The 20,937-nt window shown below is 71.2% G+C and carries 15 protein-coding genes; 5 read left to right on the top strand and 10 right to left on the bottom strand.

Translation table 11 applies throughout. The features are described from left to right. Positions 1-300: 300 nt before the first annotated feature. Entirely contained in the window at positions 301-2,586 is a 2,286-nt protein-coding gene (locus tag G472_RS0114965; protein ID WP_029009048.1) for an Ig-like domain-containing protein, read from the top strand. A gap of 53 nt (positions 2,587-2,639) precedes the next feature. Here G472_RS0114965 and G472_RS0114970 read toward each other — a convergent pair whose 3' ends face one another. Next, a complete protein-coding gene (locus tag G472_RS0114970; protein ID WP_029009049.1) occupies positions 2,640-3,350 on the bottom strand; it encodes a glutathione S-transferase family protein in 711 nt (236 codons plus the stop codon). A gap of 127 nt (positions 3,351-3,477) precedes the next feature. On the opposite strand from G472_RS0114970, the gene G472_RS0114975 reads away from it, so the two are divergent. Next, on the top strand, positions 3,478-4,365 hold the full coding sequence (locus G472_RS0114975; RefSeq protein WP_029009050.1) for a LysR substrate-binding domain-containing protein: 888 nt from the start codon (positions 3,478-3,480) through the stop codon (positions 4,363-4,365). Between the two features lie 154 nt (positions 4,366-4,519). Here G472_RS0114975 and G472_RS38095 read toward each other — a convergent pair whose 3' ends face one another. From G472_RS38095 to G472_RS0115020, 8 genes are all read right to left on the bottom strand, one after another. Continuing rightward, on the bottom strand, positions 4,520-5,602 hold the full coding sequence (locus G472_RS38095) for a transposase (protein ID WP_169732814.1): 1,083 nt from the start codon (positions 5,600-5,602) through the stop codon (positions 4,520-4,522). Positions 5,603-5,754: 152 nt separating this feature from the next. Beyond that, entirely contained in the window at positions 5,755-5,898 is a 144-nt protein-coding gene (locus G472_RS38845; RefSeq protein ID WP_156927129.1) for a hypothetical protein, read from the bottom strand. A 131-nt stretch (positions 5,899-6,029) separates the two neighbouring features. After that, positions 6,030-6,449, bottom strand: coding sequence for a Zn-ribbon domain-containing OB-fold protein (locus G472_RS0114995; protein WP_029009053.1), 420 nt, complete (start codon positions 6,447-6,449; stop codon positions 6,030-6,032). Then, complete coding sequence (locus G472_RS0115000) at positions 6,446-7,627, bottom strand: acetyl-CoA acetyltransferase (RefSeq protein WP_029009054.1); 1,182 nt, start codon at positions 7,625-7,627, stop codon at positions 6,446-6,448. Before G472_RS0115000 ends, G472_RS0114995 begins: the two co-directional genes overlap by 4 nt. After that, positions 7,624-9,729, bottom strand: coding sequence for a 3-hydroxyacyl-CoA dehydrogenase NAD-binding domain-containing protein (locus G472_RS0115005; RefSeq protein ID WP_029009055.1), 2,106 nt, complete (start codon positions 9,727-9,729; stop codon positions 7,624-7,626). Before G472_RS0115005 ends, G472_RS0115000 begins: the two co-directional genes overlap by 4 nt. A 20-nt stretch (positions 9,730-9,749) precedes the next feature. Further along, positions 9,750-11,267 carry a tripartite tricarboxylate transporter permease gene (locus G472_RS0115010; RefSeq protein WP_029009056.1) on the bottom strand — a complete coding sequence of 506 codons (1,518 nt, stop codon included), beginning with the start codon at positions 11,265-11,267 and terminating at the stop codon, positions 9,750-9,752. 3 nt (positions 11,268-11,270) lie between these two features. Next, positions 11,271-11,726: a tripartite tricarboxylate transporter TctB family protein gene (locus tag G472_RS0115015; protein ID WP_029009057.1), complete on the bottom strand. Its 456-nt coding sequence runs from the start codon at positions 11,724-11,726 to the stop codon at positions 11,271-11,273. 12 nt (positions 11,727-11,738) lie between these two features. Further along, entirely contained in the window at positions 11,739-15,020 is a 3,282-nt protein-coding gene (locus G472_RS0115020) for an acetyl-CoA carboxylase family protein (protein WP_029009058.1), read from the bottom strand. 230 nt (positions 15,021-15,250) lie between these two features. Between G472_RS0115020 and G472_RS33370 the strand changes: the two genes are divergently transcribed. The 3 genes from G472_RS33370 to G472_RS0115035 all read left to right on the top strand — a co-directional run bounded on the left by G472_RS33370 (position 15,251) and on the right by G472_RS0115035 (position 19,404). Beyond that, positions 15,251-16,012, top strand: a complete 762-nt coding sequence (locus tag G472_RS33370; RefSeq protein WP_084536660.1) for an IclR family transcriptional regulator — start codon at positions 15,251-15,253, stop codon at positions 16,010-16,012. Positions 16,013-16,209: 197 nt separating this feature from the next. Then, positions 16,210-17,193, top strand: a complete 984-nt coding sequence (locus tag G472_RS0115030) for a Bug family tripartite tricarboxylate transporter substrate binding protein (protein ID WP_051340849.1) — start codon at positions 16,210-16,212, stop codon at positions 17,191-17,193. A 66-nt stretch (positions 17,194-17,259) separates the two neighbouring features. Beyond that, positions 17,260-19,404: an acetate--CoA ligase family protein gene (locus G472_RS0115035; RefSeq protein WP_029009060.1), complete on the top strand. Its 2,145-nt coding sequence runs from the start codon at positions 17,260-17,262 to the stop codon at positions 19,402-19,404. A gap of 59 nt (positions 19,405-19,463) precedes the next feature. Here the strand turns inward: G472_RS0115035 and G472_RS0115040 are convergent, their stop codons facing one another. Beyond that, positions 19,464-20,906 carry an NAD-dependent succinate-semialdehyde dehydrogenase gene (locus tag G472_RS0115040; RefSeq protein WP_029009061.1) on the bottom strand — a complete coding sequence of 481 codons (1,443 nt, stop codon included), beginning with the start codon at positions 20,904-20,906 and terminating at the stop codon, positions 19,464-19,466. Positions 20,907-20,937 lie beyond the last annotated feature (31 nt).

Consider the following 20,937-nt stretch of genomic DNA (forward strand, 5'->3'; position numbering starts at 1 on the left):
CACGTCCCGCCCCGACACGGCGGCGCGCGGACGGCGGACCCTAAGGCGGATAAGCCGGCATCGTCAATCGGGCACGCCACCCGCATCGCGGGCATCGTTACAATTTGTACAAAATGGTCCGTTGACGCGCCTTGCGCAGATGCGGAATACCTTTGCGTTGACCACAAATGGTGCCCGGTCAGCAAGTATATCAGTTTCGCCGCCGCCTTCGACCCCGGTCGTTCGACGCATTCGACGCCGGCGTGGAACAGAACACGTCACATTGCAGTCCAGCTTAACCGTCACCGCGGAGTTTTTTTTATGTCGAACTACACCCATATGGGAAACGGCGAAGGCAATTACCTGACGGGCAGTGACGGCGACGACTGGATCGGCGGCTTTCTCGGTGACGACACCCTCGACGGGGGCAACGGAAACGACACGCTGGAGGGCGGTGGCGACAACGACATCCTGTACGGCCGGGCCGGCGACGACGTGTTGAGCGGGGAAGCCGGAAACGACACGCTCTATGGCGGTAACGGCAACGACATCCTGTACGGCGGCGACGGCGACGATCTGCTGCAGGGCGGCAACGGGTCCGACACGCTGTACGGCGGCGCCGGCAACGATCTCTTCCTCATCGAACCCGTGGGTTCGGGAACGGATCTCATCGGCGATTTCGCGGACGGCGACGTGATCCGCATCAACGACACGACGCTGACCGGACCGGTCAGCGCCGGCGCCGGCATCGGCATGACGCCGTTCTCCGTTCAGATCGACGCCTTCGACGCGGTCAGCGGCACGACCACCGTGCACTTCGATGTCGGGGGCATGCTTCGGTCGGTGGTGCTGTCCGGAAGCTACGATCTCGAAGGCTTCGCGGTGAACAACGGCGCCCTCACCTACTCGTTGCCGCGGCTGACCGGCTCCGCGCCGGCCGACGACGCCACCGGGGTGGCGGTGGGCAGCGCCATCGTCCTGACCTTTTCCGAGACCGTCCAGGCGGCGACCGGCTCCATCACGCTGCGCCGCCTGTCCGACGGCGGGGCGGTGGAAACCTTCGCGGTGACCGACACGGCCCGGGTCACGATCAACGGCAACCAGGTCACGATCGTCCCGTCCAATCCGCTTGCCCATCTGACCGGTTATTACGTGGAGATCGCCGCCGGCGCCTTCACGGATGCCGAGGGCAACGCCTTCGCCGGCCTGAGCGGCTCCACCCGGCTCAACTTCTCGACCGCAGCCGCCGCCTCGCCGCCACCGTCCACGGGCGGCGGCGACGGCGGGGGGACGCCGTCGACGGTCACCCTGACGGTGGACGGCGTCAGCGTGCAGCAGACGACGCAGACCGCCGGCGACGGCACGGTCACCCGGACGCTGACCATCCCCGTGGTGACCGCCGACCGGCGCGAGGAGATCGCCTCCACCCCCAACGCCGACATCCCGCTGGCCAGCGACGCCGGCGGACGGACGCTGCTGATCGCCCACGTGCCGGTCGGCGTGGGCATGCAGGTGGACGCGGTCACCACCGCCGGCGGTTCGGCGGCGGACGGGCTGATCCGCGCCATCCTGGGCCGCACGCAGGAACAGCCGGCCGCCGGGCAGGACATGTCCGGCATCGGGCAGACGTTCCTGAACGGGCTGCCGGCGGGCACCAACCTGACCGTGCGCACCATCACGCCGGTCGTCGCCCCCGGCGCCACGGCTCCGCCGGGCCAGCCGATCATCATCGACGGCACCTCCTCGGCGCCGCCGGCCGGCGGCGGACCCGTCACCGAACGCCAGGCGATCGTCATCGACGCCCGCGGCCTGCCCTCGGGATCCGTCATCGAACTCCACAACGTCGAGTTCGCCGCCGTGGTCGGCGCGGTCCGCGTCACCGGCGGCACCGGTTCCCAGGTCGTGGTGGGCGACGGCTCCGACCAGTGGATCGTGCTGGGCGAGGGCGACGACACCCTGCACGGCGGTGCCGGCAACGACTACGTGGGGTCGGAGGGCGGCAACGACGTGCTGTTCGGCGGGTTCGGCGCGGACACCGTGGTCGGCGGCAGCGGCGACGACGTGCTGTACGGCAACCAGCAGGACGACCTGCTCTTCGGCAACCGGGGCATGGACACCCTGTTCGGCGGGCAGGACAGTGACACGCTGTTCGGCGGCCAGGATGGCGACGTGCTCTATGGCCAGCTCGGCGGGGATGTGCTGTACGGCCAGATGGGCGACGACACGCTGTTCGGCGGTCAGGGCAACGACGTGCTGTTCGGCGGCGAGGGTCGCGACGTCCTGTACGGCGGTCTGGGCGCCGACACCTTCGGCTTCGAGAGCACGCTCGACGGCGGCGACGTCATCGGCGACTTCGAGGCGGGGGTGGACCGCATCGCCGTGGTCGGACCCAACTTCGGGTCGATCCCGGCGGGCACCCTGCCGGCCGCCCACTTCGCGCTGGACAACCCGGCGTCGGCCAACGCGACGTTCGTGTTCGACACGCGCACCGGCGTGCTGTCGTTCGACGCCGACGGATCGGGGGCCGGCGCGGCGGTCACCATCGCCACGCTCAACGTCCGCACGCTGAGCCACACCGACATCATCGTGGTACCCGGCGGCGCCTGACGGCTCCGCCGCCCGCCGCCCGGGGGTTCCCGTACCCCGGGCGGCGGGGCCGGTTACGGGCTCGTCGCGACGGCAGGGGAAAGCGCATCGTCGAGGCTGACGTGGCCGGCGAAGCGGCCGGTCGTGACGGCGGGCTCCCCGTGCTCCACCGCCCGGGCGAAGCGGACGGCGGGGTCCTCGCAGAGCCGCTCGTACAGGCGGTTGACGGCGGGGTACGCGCGCCGGTCGAGTGCGTCGTGGACATCGACCCAGCGCGCGATGCCGGCGAAATAGGCGTCGGCCAGGCTGCGCCGCTCGCCGAGAATCCAGTCGCGGCCGTCCAGCATCCGCTCCAGGTCGGCGTGCGCCTCCGCCACCATGCGGTGACCGAAGGCGGTGAGGACGGTCTTCTCCGGCTCCCCGACGTCGCTGTCCAGGGTGTGCCAGAGCGGCGTGAAGGCGTTGAAGAAACTCGTGTTGAGAAACGCCAGCGCCTGGTTCAGGCGGTCGAAGCCGGCGCTCCCCTGCGGGAAGGCGAGCCCCCGGTCGATCGCCCCGGCACCGATGTGGTTGAGGATCGCCATGCTCTCGACGATGATCGCGCCCGTCGCGGTCATCAGTGCGGGCGTCTCGCCGACGGGATTGACCCGCCGGTAGGCCGGGCTCGCCGCCATCTCGGGCAAGGCGATGCGGCACAGCCGGTACGGCCGGCCGGCCCATTCCAGCGCGACGATCGATCCGAAGGAGCAGCCCTCGGGCACGCCGTAGAAGAGAATTGGGTCCATGATCGTCTCCCTGTCGCCGCAACGGCGGATTGCCGTCGCCGCCGGCAGCATGCAGGTGTGGACAATCAGCCGATAGACGCTAGAATCCGAACTCATTGTTCACAGACGTGGACGACGTGGCCCCGGAATGCTGAACCTCAACGACCTCCGCTATTTCGTCCGCGCGGTGGAGGACGGGGGAATCACCGCCGCCGCCCGGCGGCTCGGTGTGCCGAAATCGACCGTCAGCAAACGCATCGCCGAGCTGGAGGAGAGTCTCGGGGCCCGGCTGCTCCGCCGCACCACCCGCAGCCTCACGCTGACCGACCCGGGGCGTGATTTCTACGAACACGCCCGTGCCGCGCTGATCGAAGCCGAAACCGCGGAGACCGCCGTGCGCATGCGGCTGGCCGCGCCGAGCGGGACGGTGCGGCTGACGGCGTCGGTCCCCGTTGCGCAGTTCCATCTGGCCGATCACCTGGCGGAGCTGGCGCGGGCCTATCCCGCGATCCGGCTGGAGGTGCACGTCACCGACCGCTTCGTGGACCTGGTGCAGGACGGTTTCGACATCGCCGTGCGCAGCCATTTTCAGCCGCTGCCGGATTCGGGGCTCGTGCAGCGCCGCGTGGCGGTCGATCCCGTGGTCATGGTCGCCGCCCCCGGGTACCTGGACCTCCGCGGCACCCCGGAACGGCCGGACGACCTCGCCGCCCATTGCGGCCTGCTGACCGGCCCGACGGCCACGGTCTGGCGCATCGGCGACGGCCAGGGCGCCGAGGTGACGGTCGCGCCGCGGCCCCGCCTGGTGGCCGACGAATCGCTGGTGCTGCTGCGGTCGGCCACCGCCGGCCTGGGCATCGCCTGCCTGCCCGAGGGCCTGTGCCGCGCCGGTCTCGCGGCCGGGGCGCTGGTGCGGGTGCTGCCCGGCTGGACCGCCGGTGCCGTGACGACCACGATCCTGACCACGCACCGCCGCGGCCAGTTGCCCGGCGTGCGCGCGGTGGTGGAGTTCCTGTCCGACCGCCTGGCGCGGTGACGCCGCCGGGGCGGCAACCGGTCTGCGGCCGTATCAGTCCGTGGTCGGAGTCAAAAGGGCATTTTCCGGCGGCACGGAGCCGCGCAGGACGCGGGCGACAACGTCCGGTCGATCGCCCCCCGGATGCGGCGGACAAGGCCGGCTGTACGGGCGGTCAGACGGTCCACCAGCCCCGCAAGGTCGAGGGGCGCCGAATCGGCGGGCTGCCAGCGCTTCCTCCGTCCGGTCCGGAAGAGGAGCAGGATGCCGTAGCGCGAGCGGTGGTCGCGCAGGTGCCGGCCGACAAGCTTGTGTTCGAGGGCGTTTTCCAGATCAGGAACGCTCCGGCCCTTTTCCAGCACCTTGATCTCGATACACGCCGGTCCATCGCGGGCGGCGTTGTGCAGTCGGATGTCGGTCCGCATTTTCCGGTCAACCTGTTCCTCGCGATGGACCGTGTGCCGGCAATTGGCCCGGATGCGCAGAACACCGGCAAGCCAGGCGACCAGTACTCATCGCCACGGCACAGGATGTTCACGTGCGTGCTGGCGGGGCGTTGCTCCTTCCGTTTGATGTCGGCCGCCCGCTGCCAGAACACCGCCCGCTTCAAGGCGGGATGACGGGCCACCGCGTCGCGGACGGCGTTGGAACCGCGATCACGGTCGGGCAGGTGCCAATGCGTGGACTCCGGCACGCGCTGACATCCCGGGGAACGAGCCTCCTGAGGCGCCGTGCGAGGATCGAGACGAAGGCGATTTCGACGAACGCGACGAGGTGCTCGTTCGTCCGCTCGACGATGGTTGTTCAATCGCCGGTAGCGGCTGCTCCAGCTGAAAGAACGCTCCACGACCCGGGCGATTTCGCTGGGGATGAACATCCCGTCGCGGCCGCGGGCGATCGGCTGGATCGTGATGCCGAGCGACTCCCCGGCTTTGGCGAGGCGCTCGCCGCGATAGCCGAGATCGCCGATCGCCGGCTCCTGGAAGCCGCGGCCGGCGAGCCGGCGCAGGACCGGGACGATGTCTTTGGTGTCATGCACGTTGGCCGGCGCAGCATCGATTGCCAGCGGGATGCCGTACGTCTCGACCGCGATGTGGACCTTCACGCCGCGGATCTTCTTGCCGCCGTCCACGCCCCGCGCGAAGCAGCTCGGGGCCGAGGGGCATGTCCGGCTGTCGATCACCACCGTGCTCGGCTCTGGCGTATCGCCGCAGGCCAGCCGCCACGTGCGGCCCAGCCGATCGAGCAACGGCGCCACAGCCCCGGCCGGGTCCAGCGGGCGAACAGCGTGTACAGCGTGCCGAAGGGGATGCCCGAGAGCTGACCGATGGCGCGCCACCGCATGCCGCAAAAGCACACGCACCACACGGCCATGATCGCCTTGCGCAGGGCGCTTCCGGTGATGGGCGCTCAAGGGTCGCGGCGGGTCGGCCGCGTACCGTCCGCCGCCATCGCCGTCAGCTCGACCGGCACCGCATCGACGAAGGCATCGACATCCGAGAACGCGTCCCGGGACGCCGGCGTGGTGCTTGCCGGACGGACGGCGGTGCCCATGGACTACCGGTCCAGGCGCTGTTGACGACGGCCATAAATCCACCAGCCCGCCCGCCACAATACCTCTGCTCGCCTGAACCTCTGCTCGCCTGAAAATGGCATCACGACCGCCGCGAGCCGGGACGCCCCAGCTACGAACAGGCCCTGAATACGGGCAGGTCGATGCCTCCTCCGGCGGACGTGAAGGAGACCTCAACCGGCAGGCCGACGCTGATGCGGTCGAGGTCGTCGGCGAGGATGCGGGTCATCAGCCGCGGTCCCTCCGCCAGGTCGACGAGCCCGACGGCGTACGGCGCCTCGTCCCGGAAACCGGGGGGCGCCTTGTGGACGATGGTGAAGGAGTAGACGGTGCCGCGGCCCGACGTCTCGACCCACTCCAGCGCGTCGCTCATGCAGTGGGGGCAGAGCAGGCGGGGATAGAAGATGTGTTCGCCACAGGCCCGGCACCGCTGGACCAGCAGCCGCCCCTCGCGGGCGGCGTCCCAGAAGGGGGCGGTCTCGGTGTTGGGGATCGGCAGGGGCTTGGCGGGGGATGGGGTGGGTGTGCTCATCGTGGTTCGCTCCCGAGAATCAGTGTCGCTCCCGACGACAGGGCGCCGCCGGTGCCGTGGCAGAGGGCCAGACGGGCGCCGGCCACCTGCCGCTCGCCGCATTCGCCGCGCAACTGGCGCACGGCTTCCGTGATCAGGAAGATCCCGAACATGCCGGGATGGGTGTAGGAGAGGCCGCCGCCCTGGGTGTTCATGGGGAACGCTCCCCCGGGGGCGATGCGGCCGTCCCCGACGAAGCGGCCGCCCTCGCCCTTGGGGCAGAAGCCGAGGTCCTCCAGGGTCATCAGGACGGTGATGGTGAAGGAGTCGTAGATCTGCGCCACGTCGATGTCGGCCGGGGTGATGCCGGCGCCGGCGAACGCCCGTGGCCCGGTGATGGCGGCCGGGGTCACCGTCAGCTCCGGCATCGCGCCGATGCTGGTCTGGTTGTGGGATTCCGCCGAGCCCCACAGATAGACCGGAGCCTTGGCCGTATCGCGCGCCCGCTCCCGGCTGGTCACCACCACCGCACCGCCGCCGTCGGTGACGAGACAGCAGTCGAGCCGGTGCAGCGGCGAACTGACGGGAGCGGAGGCGAGGACGTCCTCCACGGTGATCGGCTCCCGCCGGAAGGCCAAGGGGTTCATGGCCGCCCATTGCCGGGCCGCCACGGCGACGCGGGCGAGCTGCTCGCGCGTCGTGCCGTAGAGGTGCATGTGCCGTTGGGCCGCCAGGGCGTAGGCGCCGGCCATCATCGGCAGACCGTAAGGCGCCTCGAACTGGGAGGCCGGCAGCCACGGTTCGGCCCCGCCGCCGAAGGACCCGCCGCCGGTGCGCTGGGTGCTGCCGTAGGTGATCAGGCAGACCGAGCACAACCCGGCGGCGATGGCCATCGCCGCGTGCTGCACATACGCCTCGAACGAACAGCCGCCCAGCGAGGTGGAGTCGGAATAGCTCGGGACGATGCCAAGGTATTCGGCCACCTGCATGGAGGGGAAGCGCACACCGCGCGCGGAGCCGATGGACAGGATGCCGTCGACCTCGCTCTTGGCGATGCCCGCGTCGTCCAGGGCGCGCTTGGCGGCCCGGGCATGCAGTTGCAGCTCCGTGCGGTGCGGCAGGTGCCCCAGTTCGGACTCGGCGACGCCGACGATGGCGACCCGGTCCCGGAAGTCGTCGCGTGGTCCGGCGCGCGTCATCGGGCGATCTCCTCACGTTGGGGTGACTGCACGGCCCGGTCGGCGAAGGTCTCGTCCGCCGCCGCCAGGCGCGCCAGCAGGGGCGCCGGCAGAAGGCTGTCGTCACCGCATTCCGCCGCCAGCGCCCGCAGGCGATCGGCGATGTGGCGCAGGCCCACGGCATCGGCGTGGTGCATCAGGCCGCCCCGGTGCGCAGGAAAGCCGTAGCCGTGGACGTAGACGACGTCGATGTCGCCGGGGCGGGCGGCAATGCCGTCCTCCAGCACCCGCGCGGCTTCGTTGATCATCGGGAACAGCAGGCGCTCGACCATGTCCTCGTCGGACAGCGGGCGCGGTGGTACGCCGTGCTCGCGGGCGAAGTCGGCCACAAGCGCCTCCACTTCGGGGTCCGGCACCGGCGTGCGCGAGCCGTCCTCGTAGCGGTGATAGCCGCGGCCCGTTTTCTGCCCGTGCCAGCCGCGATCGGTCACGAGGTCGGCGATCGGCAGAACGATTCCCCGGGCACGGCGCACCCGCTGCGAGACGTCCAGCCCGGCGAGGTCGGCCATCGCGAAGGGGCCCATGGGAAAGCCGAACCCCACCAGCGCACGGTCCACGGCGGCCGGCGTGGCGCCCTGCTGCAGCAACCGTTCCGCCGCGGCGTGGCGGCGCCAGAGGATGCGGTTGCCGACGAAGCCCGGCGCGTTGCCGACGATCACCGGGATTTTGCCGATGCGCGGCGCCAGCGCGGTGACGGACGCCAGGACGGCAGGCGACGTGGCGCCGCCGCGGACGATCTCCAGCAGGCGCATGACGTTGGCCGGGCTGAAGAAATGCATCCCCAGCACCGCGTCCGGCCGGGACGTCGCCGCGGCCATGGCGTCGATGTCCAGGGACGAGGTGTTGGTGGCGAGGATCGCCCCCGGCGGGGCAATGGCATCCAAGCGGGCGAACAGTGTGCGTTTGACCGCCATATCCTCGAACACCGCCTCGATCACGAGGTCGGCCGCGGCGACGCCTTCCGGGCCGGTGCCGGGGGCGATCAGCCCGAGGCGCCGCTCCACCTCATCCGCCGACAGACGGCCGCGCGCGGCGGCGCTCTCGTAATTGCGGCGGATGCGGGCGAGCCCGCGGTCCAGCGCCTCGCGCGATTCCTCCAGGAGCGCGACGGGAATGCCGGCGTCGGCGAAAGCCATGGCGATGCCGCCGCCCATGGTGCCGGCGCCGATCACGGCGGCCCGGCGGATCGGACGGCTGTCGCCCGGTTCCGCGCCGGCCACCTTGGCGGCGGCCCGTTCGGCAAAGAACAGGTGGCGCAGCGCCCGTGATTGCGGGCCAGCGCGCAGGCGCTGGAAGAGCACCTGCTCCTCCTCCAGGGCCTCGGCGAAGGGACGGTCGAAGGCGTTGCCGACCGACGCCACGGCAGCCCGCACCGCCTCGCTCGCGCCGGCGCGCCGGAGGAGGGCCTCGGCCGTCGCGTCGAAGGAGGCGCGTTGGTCGGGGGCGATGCGCTCCGCCGGCGGCACCGGGCGCGCCCCCGCCTCCGCCAGGGACCGGGCCAGCGCCACGCCGGCGGCGAGCGCGTCCTGCGCGGACGCGGCCACCTCGGACACCACGCCCAGCGCCAGGGCTTCGGCTGCGGACAGGATGCGCGCCCGCGCGATCAGGTCGAGCGCCGGCCCGGCGCCGATGATCCGCGGCAGCCGCTGGGTACCGCCGGCACCGGGAATCAATCCGAGCTTGACCTCCGGCAGGCCGACGCGGGCGGCCGATGCGGCCACCCGGCCATGGCAGGCCAGCGCCAGTTCCAGCCCGCCGCCCAGGGTCTGGCCATGGACGACCGCGATCACCGGTTTGGCGAAGCCCTCGATGCGCCGCAGCAGGTCGGTCGTCCGCGGCGGGTCCTGCGGCTTGCCGAATTCCTTCAGGTCACCGCCGGCGCACAGGCATCGGCCGGCACCGGCGATGACCACGGCGGCGACGGCCGCGTCCGCCCCGGCGCGGTCGAGGTGGTCGGCCAGGGCGACGCGCAGCCGGTGGCTCAGCGCGTTCACCGGCGGGTTGTCCAGCGTCAGGACGGCGACCGCGCCGTCCATGCGCAAGGTGACGGCGTGCTCCGTCATCCTTGTCCTCCCGTTGATGGTTATGGGGTTTGGCCGATGCGTCGCATGCGACGGGCGGCGGAGGCGAGGTAGGGCCAGAACGACACCAGGATCAGCGCCGCGGTGGCGCCCATCAGGACGGCGCTGATCGGCCGGTCGATGAAGACGGCGAAGTCGCCGCGCGACACCAGAAGCGAGCGCTTGAGGTGCTCTTCGATCAGCGGTCCCAGGATGAAGCCCAGCAGCACCGGGGCCGTGGGATAGCGCAGCACGTTCATGAAGAAGCCGAGCACGCCGAACGCCAGGGCGGTGTAGACATCGAACACGCTGGAGCGCACGGAATAAACGCCGACGCAGATCAGGAACAGCATGGAGGGGTAGAGCATCCGGTAGGGGATGGTCAGGATGCGCACCCACAGGCCGACCAGCGGCACGTTGAGGATCAGCAGCAGGACGTTGCCGATCCAGAAGCTGGCCACCAGCCCCCAGAACATGGTGGGCTGCTCGGCGACGAAGCCGGGGCCGGGGATGATGCCGTGGATCATCAGCGCCCCCAGGAGGATCGCCATCACCGAATCGCCGGGAATGCCGAGGCTGAGGGTCGGGATGAAGGCGGCCTGGACCGACGCGTTGTTGGACGCTTCCGGCGCCGCGATCCCCTCCACCGCACCCTGGCCGAAACGTTGGGGTGCGGACGACAGGCGCTTCTCCACGGCGTAGGAGATGAAGGTCGCGATGCTGGGGCCGGAGCCGGGCAGCGCGCCGATGATCGAGCCGATGCCGGTGCCGCGCAGGATCGGCATACCGATCCGCCGCCATTCCTCGCGGGTCGGCAGCATCGAGCGCAAGGTGATGTCGCGGGCGCGGACCGCGGCACCGTCGCGGTTGACCAGGGTGGACATGATCTCGCTGATGCCGAACATGCCCATGGCGATGGGCACGAGGTCGAACCCGTCGGCCAGTTCGAACCGGCCGAACGTGAAGCGCATCAGCCCGGAATTGACGTCCGTTCCGGGGATTGCCAGGGCCAGCCCGACGAGAACCATCGCCAACCCCTTGACCGGTGAGCCCACCGACAGGGTGGAGGCGGCCACCAGCCCCAGCAGCATGGCCGCGAAGTACTCCACCGAGGAGAAGTTCAGCGCCAGCGACGCCAGGAGCGGCGTGAAGAACATCATCAGCACCACGGCGAGGCAGCCGCCGATGAACGACGCGGTGCTGGTGATCAGCAGGGCCACCCCGGCGCGCCCCTGCTTGGCCAGCGGGTTGCCGTCCAGACAGGTGATGGCCGCGGTGGCCGTGCCGGGAATGTTGAGCAGGATGGCCGCGGTGGAGCCGCCGTACTGCGCGCCGTAGAAGATGCCGGCCAGCATGATCAGCCCGACCATCGGCTCCAGGTAGTAGGTCAGCGGCAGCAGCATGGAGATGGCCGCCAGGGCGCCGACGCCGGGCAGGACCCCGACGAAGGTGCCGATGGTGACGCCGAGGAAGCAGAACAGCAGGGCTGCGGGCGACAACGCCGCCTCGAAGCCCAGGGCAAGGTTGGAGAGGGTCTCCATGGCTCACCACCAGAAGGCCGGGAGGGAGACGCCGAGCGCCCGGATGAACAACTGGTCGCCCAGGATCGCCATCGCCACCGCGGTTATCACCGCGCTGCGCAGGTGAGCCGGCCGTTCCGCCCGGGCGCTGACCATGACCAGCAGCAGCGTCGTCGGCACCAGGCCGATGCGCGGTGCCAGCAGGGCAAACAGCAGGACCGGCAGGGCCATGAACAGGATCGGCCGCGGCGCGAAGGGGATCGTCGCCCTCGACGCCGCCAGGGCCTGCACCAGCAGCACGGCGCCGAGGCCGCACAGGGCCACGCCGAGGACCACGGGGAAGAATCCGGGGCCCATTCTCTGGATGGAGCCGAACGGGTAGGTCAGCCCGACGCCGACCATGAACAGGCCGAACAGCAGGACCACCGCGGCGGCGGTGATCTCGGGCAGATTGAGCGTGCGGAGCGGGGGAATGCGCATGGAAACCTCCCGTTACCAGGCGTCGACCAGGGGGCGCCGGGCGTCCTTGGGGGCGTGGACCCGTGGCGCCGCCGTCATCGCGGCGACGAGCCGGCGGCGCGTGTCGGCGGGATCGATGACGTCGTCGATGCTGAGGAAGGGGGCGATGTTGACCGCCTTGCCGTCGGTATAGAGCCGGGCCACCAGTTCCTCGTAGCGGGCCTGCCGCTGCGCCGTGTCGACGATCGCCTCCAGTTCCTTGCGGTATCCCAGACGCACCGCCCCTTCCAGCCCCATGGCGCCGAACTCGCCGGTCGGCCAGGACAGCGTCATCAGGGAGCTTTCGTGGAAGCTGCCGCCGCTCATCGCCATGGCGCCCAGTCCGTAGGCCTTGCGCAGGATCACCGTGAACAGCGGCACGGAGAGGCTGGCGCCGACCAGGAACAGCCGGGCGAAGTGGCGCACCGTCGCGCGCTTTTCCGCCTCGGGCCCGACCATGAAGCCCGGCGTGTCGCACAGCGACACGATCGGCAGGCCGAAGGCGTCGCACAGCTTCATGAAGCGGGCGGCCTTGTCGGCCTCGTCGCGGTCGACGGCCCCGCCCCGGTGGGCCGGCACGTTGGCGATCAGGCCCGCCGGCCGCCCCTCCAGGCGGACCAGGGCGGTGACCAGCCCCGGCCCGAAGCGGCGCCGCAGCTCCAGAACGCTGCCTTCGTCGGCAAGCGTGTCGATCACCGTGCGCACGTCGTAGGCGCGCAGCCGGTTTTCCGGAACGGCGGCGCGCAGCCGCCGCTGGTCGGCGCAGCGCCAGTCGGCGACCGGGCCCTGGAAGTAGGAGAGATAGGTCTTGGCCAGCCGGGTCGCCTCGGCCTCGTCCCCGGCCACCAGATCAATGACGCCATTCGGCTCCTGCACGGCAACGGGGCCCACGTCCTCCGGCGCCACGGTGCCGAGCCCGGCCCCCTCGATCATCGCCGGACCGCCCATGCCGATGGTGGCGTCGCGGGTGGCGATGACCACGTCGCAGCAGCCGAGCACGGCGGCGTTCCCGGCAAAGCAGCGGCCGCTGACGATGCCGACCAGCGGCGCCACCGCGCTCATCCGGGCGAAGCGCCAGAACGTCGGGTTGGCGAGGTTCACGCCGGGGCGATTGTCGGTGTCGCCGGGCCGGCCTCCGCCGCCCTCGGCGAACACCACCACCGGCAGGCGGGCCTTCTCCGCCACGTCGAGCAGCCGGTCCGTCTTGCGGTGGCCCATGTGCCCCTGGGTTCCGGCGAACACGGTGTAGTCGTAGGCCATGACGGCGCAGCGCGCCCTCTCCGGCCCGAACAGCGCGCCGTTCACCGCACCGATCCCCGACACCAGCCCGTCGGCCGGGCTGATCGCCCGCAGGGTCTCCACCGGGTGCCGGCTGCGTTGCGCGGCGACGGCCAGCGCGCCGTATTCCACGAAGCTGTCGGGATCGCAAAGGTCGGCGATGTTCTCCCGCGCCGTGCGCTTGCCGGCGGCGTGGCGCCGGGTGACCGCATCCGGGCGGCCGGCGTCCAGCCCCTCGGCGTGGCGCGCGATGGCCTCGGCAAGGTCGGGGCGGATCGCATCGGGGTCCGCGGTCTCCTCCGCCTCGACTGCACCGGCGTCGACCTCGGCCGGCTCGATGAAGGCCAGCGGCGCACCTTCGGCCACCGTGTCGTCGACGCGGGCGAGCGCGCGGACGATCCCGCTCACCGGGGCGGCGATCAGGTGCTGCATCTTCATCGCCTCGATGACGGCGAGTGCCGCACCCCGGCGCACCGGTTCGCCTTCGGCAGCGCGCAGCTCGACCAGAAGGCCGGTCATCGGCGCCCGGGCCGCAACGGTGCCCGGCGGGCCTTCGACCTCCCCCGCGGCGGCGGCCGTGGCCGCCTCCTCCTCGACGTAGAGGCGCGGGTGGTGCGTCGCGGCGCCGGCGAGGTCGGCGGCGCGCTCGTCGACGAACCGCGTGTGGACGTCGTTGGCGCGCACCTCCGGCAGGGCCAGCAGGTTCTGCAGGAAGCCGATGTTGGTGTTGACACCGGTCACCCGGAACTGGCACAGCGCGCGGTAGGCGCGGCCGATCGCGGCGTCGAAGCCGCCCGTGCGGGCGTGGACGATCACCTTCGCGAGCAGGGAATCGTAGCGCGGGTTCGCGGGGTAGCCGCGATAGCCGCTCCCGTCGACGCGCACGCCGGGCCCGCCCGGCGGTTCATAGACCTCCAGGACACCGCCGGCCGGCCGGGCGGTGCCGTCGGCGTTCATGGTCTCCATGTTGACCCGGACCTGGACGGCGTGCCCGACCGGGGCGGGGATGGCGTCCCGGGTCAGCCCCAGCTCCTCCAGCGTGGCGCCGCCGGCGATGCGAAGCTGCGCCCGGACGATGTCCACGCCGGTGACCTCCTCGGTCACCGTGTGCTCCACCTGGATGCGCGGGTTGGCCTCGATGAAGGCCAGGTCGCCGCGGTCGGCGTCGAGCAGGAACTCGAAGGTTCCGGCGCCGCGGTAGCCGACGGCGCGGGCCATGCGCAGCGCGTGGTCCAGCAGCGCCTGCCGGGTGGTGGCGGACAGGCTCGGCCCGGGGGCTACCTCCACCAGCTTCTGGTTCCGCCGCTGCAGGCTGCACTCGCGCTCCCACAGGTGGACCACGCCGCCCCGCCCGTCCCCGAGGATCTGCACTTCCAGGTGACGGGCGCGCGGGATGAAGCGCTCGAGGTAGAGCGTGCCGTCGCCGAAGGCCGCGCGGGCCTCGGCGGCACAGCGGGCGAAGGCCTCGTCGAGCGCATCGGCCGCGCGGACCACGCGCATGCCGCGCCCGCCGCCGCCGGCCACCGCCTTGACCATGACGGCGGCGCCCGGCCCGAGGTCGGCCAGGAAGGCGTGCGCGTCTGCCAGGGTTGCCGGACCGGTGCCGGGGATGACGGGGATGCCCAGCTCCACCGCCAGGGCGCGCGCGCGCGTCTTGTCGCCCAACAGATCCAGCGTCTCCGGCGTTGGGCCGACGAAGATGATGCCGTGCTCCTCGCACCGCCGGGCGAAACCGGCGTTCTCGCTGAGGAAACCGTAGCCGGGGTGGATGGCGCCGCACCCCGTGACCCGTGCTGCGGCCACGATCCCGGCCGCGTCCAGGTAGGCGTCGGCCCCCCGGCCGTCGAGCCGGTGGGCCGCGTCGGCGACGCGGGTGTGCAAGGCGCGGGCGTCGTCGTCGGGATGGACGGCGACCGTCCGGATGCCGAGTTCGGCGGCCGAACGGGCGATGCGGACCGCGATTTCCCCGCGGTTGGCAATCAGCAGGCCGTTTGTCATGGCCGGTCGGACCGTCCGTTGCCGGCGTGGTTGATCATCCCCCCTGTTCCCATTATCGTTCTCCACAGTGGAACGTATGTTCTATTTTCTAGATAGCGGATTGTTGGTGGTCGTGCAATGCCGCTTTTGCCGGCCCCATCGCCGGTCGGGTCGAGCGGAGGCACGCAAACGCCGCCATTTGGTGTAGAAAGGCCGCGTCGAGACGCGCAGTCGGACACGGGGGAGCAACAATGAAGAACGCGGGCGAACCGAAGCCGGAACGCGAGGCCGGCGAGGACGGAAAGGACGGCACCAAGGGCGGGGTGGCGGCGGTCGAGCGCGCCCTGTCGATCCTTGCCGCCCTGGAGGCCGAGCCGGAGCCCCTGACCCTGTCGGAGCTGTCGCGCCGGACCGATCTCTACAAGAGCACCATCCTGCGTCTCCTGGAGACGTTGCAGTCCCACGGCTACGTCGTGCGCATCCTCGACACGCGCTACGCGCTGGGGCCCACCGTGCACCGCCTGGGGATGGCGTACGAACGCCGCAACCCGCTGCGCCACCACGTCATGCCGGTGATGCGGCGGTTGGTGGAGGAGGGAACCGAAAGCCCCTCCTTCCACATCCGGCAGAACGACGACAAACGGCTGTGCCTGTTCCGTCTCGATTCACGCCATTCGACCCTGGACCGGGTGAACGTCGGCGATCTGCTGCCGCTCGACCGGGGGGCCGCCGGCCGGGTGATCCTCGCCTTCGACGGTGCGGCCGGGGAGTATTACGACCGCATCCGCGCGGACGCCTTCGCCATTTCCCTGGGTGAGCGGGACCCGGTCTGCGCCGGCATCGCGGCGCCCGTGTTCGGTCCGGGTGGCCGATTTGTCGGTGCCCTCTCGATGTCCGGACCGCGCGAGCGCTTCACGGAAGAGAACATCGCCACCATGCGCCGCCAATTGGTTGCGGCGGCGCAGGACATCAGCGAATCGCTGGGCGGCGCGTACCCCAAACCGGCCACCTGACACTCGTCCTTGCCGCAGCAACGCACACGGGCCGCCCCCTCGGGCGGCCCGTGTGCGTTCGGGCGTGTGCGTCCGCCGGCCAAGCCGGCCGTTGCGCGGTGCTCCCCGATGTGCTAGTTAGAAAATGCAACAAATGGTCTGTCTGACGGACCAAGCGCGACCGCCCTGCGATGGCGGGGCACAAAAGGGAGGAGAAAATGCGCAATCCATCGCTCGCCGCGGCGGCGGCGTGCCTCATGCTGGCCCTGGGAGTGTCCGGCGCCGGGGCCGACACCTGGCCCGCCAAGCCGATCAAGTTCATCGTCGGGTTCAGCGCCGGCAGCTCCATCGACGGCGTCGCCCGTATCCTGGGGGAGCGGCTGTCCCACGACCTGGGTCAGCCGGTGGTCGTCGAGAACCGGACCGGTGCGAACGGCATGCTGGCGGCGACCGCGGTCGCACAGGCGGAGGCGGACGGCTACACGGTGCTGATCAGCAATTCCAGCTCGATCACCGTCAATCCGAGCCTGTACAGGACCATCCAATACCAGCCGCTGAAGGACTTCGTGCCGATCACCAAGGTGGTCGCGACACCGTTCATCCTGGCGATCAACCCCGGGAACGAACGCACCAAGGGCGTCGACGACGTCAAGGCGTTGATGGAGAAGGCCCGCGCCAACCCCGGCGGGCTCAGCTACGGCTCCGCCGGCGTCGGGAACCTGATCCACATCGCGACCGAACTGCTGGCCCAGCAGGCCGGCGTTTCCATGGTCCACGTACCCTACCGCGGCGCCGCGCCGATGGAGGTCGGACTGCTCAACGGCGAGATCGACCTGGGATTCGACACCCCGGCCGGGGTGCCGCAGTTCACCGCCGGGTCCTTGCGCGCGCTCGCCGTGTCGGGAGCGGACCGCTGGCCCGGCCTGCCCGACGTGCCCACCATGATCGAGGCGGGCTTCCCGGATTTCGACGTCACGTTCTGGACCGGAGTGTTCGTGCCCAAGGGGACGCCCGAAGCGGTGACCAACAGGCTCTATGACGCCATCGTCGCCGCCGTCGAGCACCCGGACACCCGCAAGAAACTCGAATTGCAGGGCCGCCCGGTGGTTCCCAAGCCGGCCGAGTTCGTCGAGCAGATCAAGGCCGAGACCGCGCAGAACGCCGCGATCATCGAAAAGGCCGGCATCGTCGTCCAGCAGTAGCACCGCCCCCGCACTCACGGTCGATACACGGTCGCCGCCGTCTTCGGCGGTCGGAAAGGAGGATTCATGGACGGACGGCGGCCCCTCGCGTCGGCCGAATGCCTGCGCCGGCTCTTTGCACCAACGAGCATCGCCATCGTCGGCGCCTCGGCCCGGCCGGGCTCATTCGGCGCGCGCACGGCGGAAAACCTGGCACACTTCACCGGACACCTTCATCTGGTCAACCCGCGCTACGATCACATCGGCGACCGGCCGTGCCACCGCTCCCTCGCCGACCTGCCGGAAGCACCGGACGTCGTCGTGCTGGCGACCGGCAAGGAGACGACCGAAACGCTGCTGGACGAGGCGATCGCTGTCGGTGCCGGCGGTGTCGTCGTTTACGCCTCGGGCTTTGCCGAAACCGGCGATCCCCGCACCACCGCCATGCAGGCGCGCATCGCCGGACGGGCGCGCGAAGCCGGCATCCCGCTGATCGGACCCAACGCCATCGGCTTCGTCGCTTTCGAACGGCGGGCGGGGGTGACCTTTCTCACCGGCCTCGACCTGGAGCGCGGCTACGCGCGGCCGGCCGGGGACCGGCGCATCGGGCTGGTCAGCCAGTCCGGAGCGCTTGGCCTGTCGCTGGCCCAGGCGATGCAGCGGGACCTCTACCTCAGCCACGTCCTGACGTGCGGCAACTCCTGCGACGTGGACGTGGCGGATTGCGTGTCCTTTCTCGCCGAGGACCCGTCCTGCCGCGTTATCGCCTGCGTGCTCGAAGGGCTGGCGGATCCCCGCCGCCTGGAGGAGGCGGTGCGCAAGGCCACCGCCGCCGGCAAACCGGCGCTGGTCTGCAAGATGGCCAAGGGGGAGGAGGGGGCGCGCGCCGCGGTCTCCCACACCGGCAGCCTCGCCGGTTCCCATGCGGCCTACCGCACGATGGTGGAACGGGCGGGCGGCCTGTTCGTCGACGGCTACGACGCGCTGCTGCCGCTGGCCTCGTTCCTGGCCAAGGCACCGCCCCCGACGGCGCCGGGCGTGGCCGTGATCGCCACCTCGGGCGGCGCGGCGATCATGGCGGCGGACGCCGCCGAGGCGGCCGGCGTTCCCTTGCCCCAGCCGTCGCCGGAGGTGGCGGCCGTGCTGGGTTCGCACATTCCCGACTTCGGCTCGGCCCGCAATCCCTGCGACGTCACGGCGGAGGTCGTCAACGACCTGCCGTCCCTGACGGCCTGCGTTACCGCCGTGCTGGCCCAGCCCGACATCGGCGCTGTCGTCGTTCCCTATCCCCTGGCCTACGAGACGGCGTTTCCCCGCATCGCCCTGCTTGACCGACTCGCCGCCGAGGCGGGCAAGATCATCTGCAAGGTCTGGCTGTCGGGCTGGCTGGAAGGGCCGGGAGCACGGGAGATCGAGGCGGCGCCCCATCTGGCGCTGTTCCATTCGATGGACCGCTGCTTCGCCGCACTGGCCGCGCGGTCGCGCTGGCACGGCCGCGCGGCGCCGCCGGCCGACCGACCGCGGCGCGCCCCGGCCGATGCCGCTCCCGCGGTGGCGGCGGCGCTGGAATCGGCCGGTTCCGGCGCGGTGGCGGAGCGGACGGCCAAGGCGCTGCTGGCGCGCTACGGCGTGCCGGTGGTCGAGGAGCGGCGCGCCGCCACCGCTCCGGAAGCGCGACGGGTGGCCACGGAACTCGGCTTTCCCGTGGTGATGAAGATCGACAGCGCCGACCTTCCTCACAAGACCGAGGTGGGAGGCGTGGCTTTGGGGCTGGCCGACGCCGACGCGGTGGAAGCGGCCTGCACCGCGATGGTGAGCCGCATCGCCGCGTCGCATCCCGAGGCCCGGCTGGACGGCGTCCTGTTGCAGCGGATGGTGCCGAAGGGTGTGGAAATCGTCGTCGGCGCACGCATGGACCCGGCCTTCGGGCCGCTGGTCGTGGTCGGGCTGGGCGGCGTGCTGGTCGAACTGCTGCGCGACAGCGTTGCCGCCCCGGCTCCGGTGACCCCGGGCGAGGCGGAGGCCATGCTGCGCGGCCTTAAGGGCGCGCGCATCCTCGACGGCTTCCGCGACCTGCCGGCGGTGGACGTGCCGGCGCTGTCCGAACTGGTCGCCCGCGTCTCGGAGTTCGCCGCCGACCAGGCCGGCCGCTTCACCGAACTGGACGTGAACCCGCTGATCTGCCGCGGCGACGACATCGTCGCGGTGGACGCGCTGATCGTGCGGGACTGATGCGGTCGGCCCGCGGCGCCGGATGTTTCCGGCGCCGCGGGCCGCGTCATCGCGCCGCTTTACGACCGTAGCGGCGTCGTGCGGTGCGACACGCACTTCACCACGGTGTAGCCCTGCAACCCTTCCACGCCGCCCTCGCGGCCGTAGCCGCTGTCCTTGACCCCGCCGAACGGGGTTTCGGCGACCGAGGCGACGAAGTGGTTGATGGAGAGGTTGCCGCAGGCCAGCTCGTCCGTCAGCACCGCCACCGTGTCGGCGGAGTTGGTGTAGGCGTACGCGGCGAGCCCGAAGTCGAGGGCGTTGGCACGGGCGATGGCGTCGGCCACGTCCCGTATGGGCTGGATCAGCATCAGCGGGCCGAACGGTTCCTCGCGCATGGCCTGTGCGTCGTCGGGCAGGTCGGCGAGCACCGTCAGCGGGAACCAGTATCCGCGATCACCCGTGCGCCGGCCGCCGGCGACGAGCCGGGCGCCCCGTTCCACGGCATCGGCCACCAGCGCTTCCATGGCGTCGCGCCGGCGCACGTTGGCAAGCGGCCCCAGTTCCGACGCGGGATCGCGGCCGTCGCCGATCCGGAGCGCCTGCGCCCGCCGGCCGGCGGCGGCGACGAAACGCTCGTAGATGCGCTCATGCACGAAGAAGCGGGTCGGCGCCACGCAGACCTGCCCGGCGTTGCGGCTCTTCGCCATCACCGAAGCGACGGCGACCGCCTCCGGGTCGACGTCGTCGCAGACGATCACCGGGCCGTGGCCGCCCAGCTCCATGATCGCCGGCTTCATGTGACGCCCCGCCATCGCGGCGAGGTGTTTGCCCACGGGGACCGAGCCGGTGAAGGTGACCAGCCGCACGGCGGGCTGCGGGATCAGATGGTCCGAGATCGCCGCGGGGTCGCCGAACACCAGGTTCAGCACGCCGGGCGGCAGGCCGGCGTCGGCGAACGCCTGGACCAGTTGGACCGCGCCGGCCGGCGTCTCCTCCGACGCCTTCAGGATGATGGAACAGCCGGCCGACAAGGCTCCGCCCACCTTGCGGGCGGGCGAACTGACCGGGAAGTTCCAGGGCGAGAAGGCGGCGACCACGCCGACCGGCTCGCGCAGCACGGTGTGGCGCATGCCGGGTTCCGCCGGAATGATGCGCCCGTAGAGGCGGCGCCCCTCGTTGGCGTCCCACTCGATGATGTCGCAGGCGCGCAGCACCTCCAGCCGCGACTGCCCGATGGGCTTGCCCTGCTCCAGGGTCATGGCCAGCGAGACCTCCTCGATCCGCTCGCGCAGAAGCGCTGCGGCGCGCAGGATGATCCCCGCGCGCTCGGCCGGAGCGGTGCGGCGCCACACCGCGAACCCCTCCTCGGCGGCCGCCACCGCGTCGGCGAGGTCGTCCGACGTGGCATGCGGCAGGGTGGCCAGGAGGCTTTCGTCCATCGGGTTGAGCACCGGCTGCCCGGGTCGCCCGCGGCGCCACGCGCCGCCGATGTGGAGGCCGAGTTCGGGATAGGGTTGCATGTCTTGGACCTTGCAGGGATGGAATCGGGCA

It is taken from the genome of Azospirillum halopraeferens DSM 3675, assembly GCF_000429625.1.
GTDB classification, from domain to species: domain Bacteria; phylum Pseudomonadota; class Alphaproteobacteria; order Azospirillales; family Azospirillaceae; genus Azospirillum; species Azospirillum halopraeferens.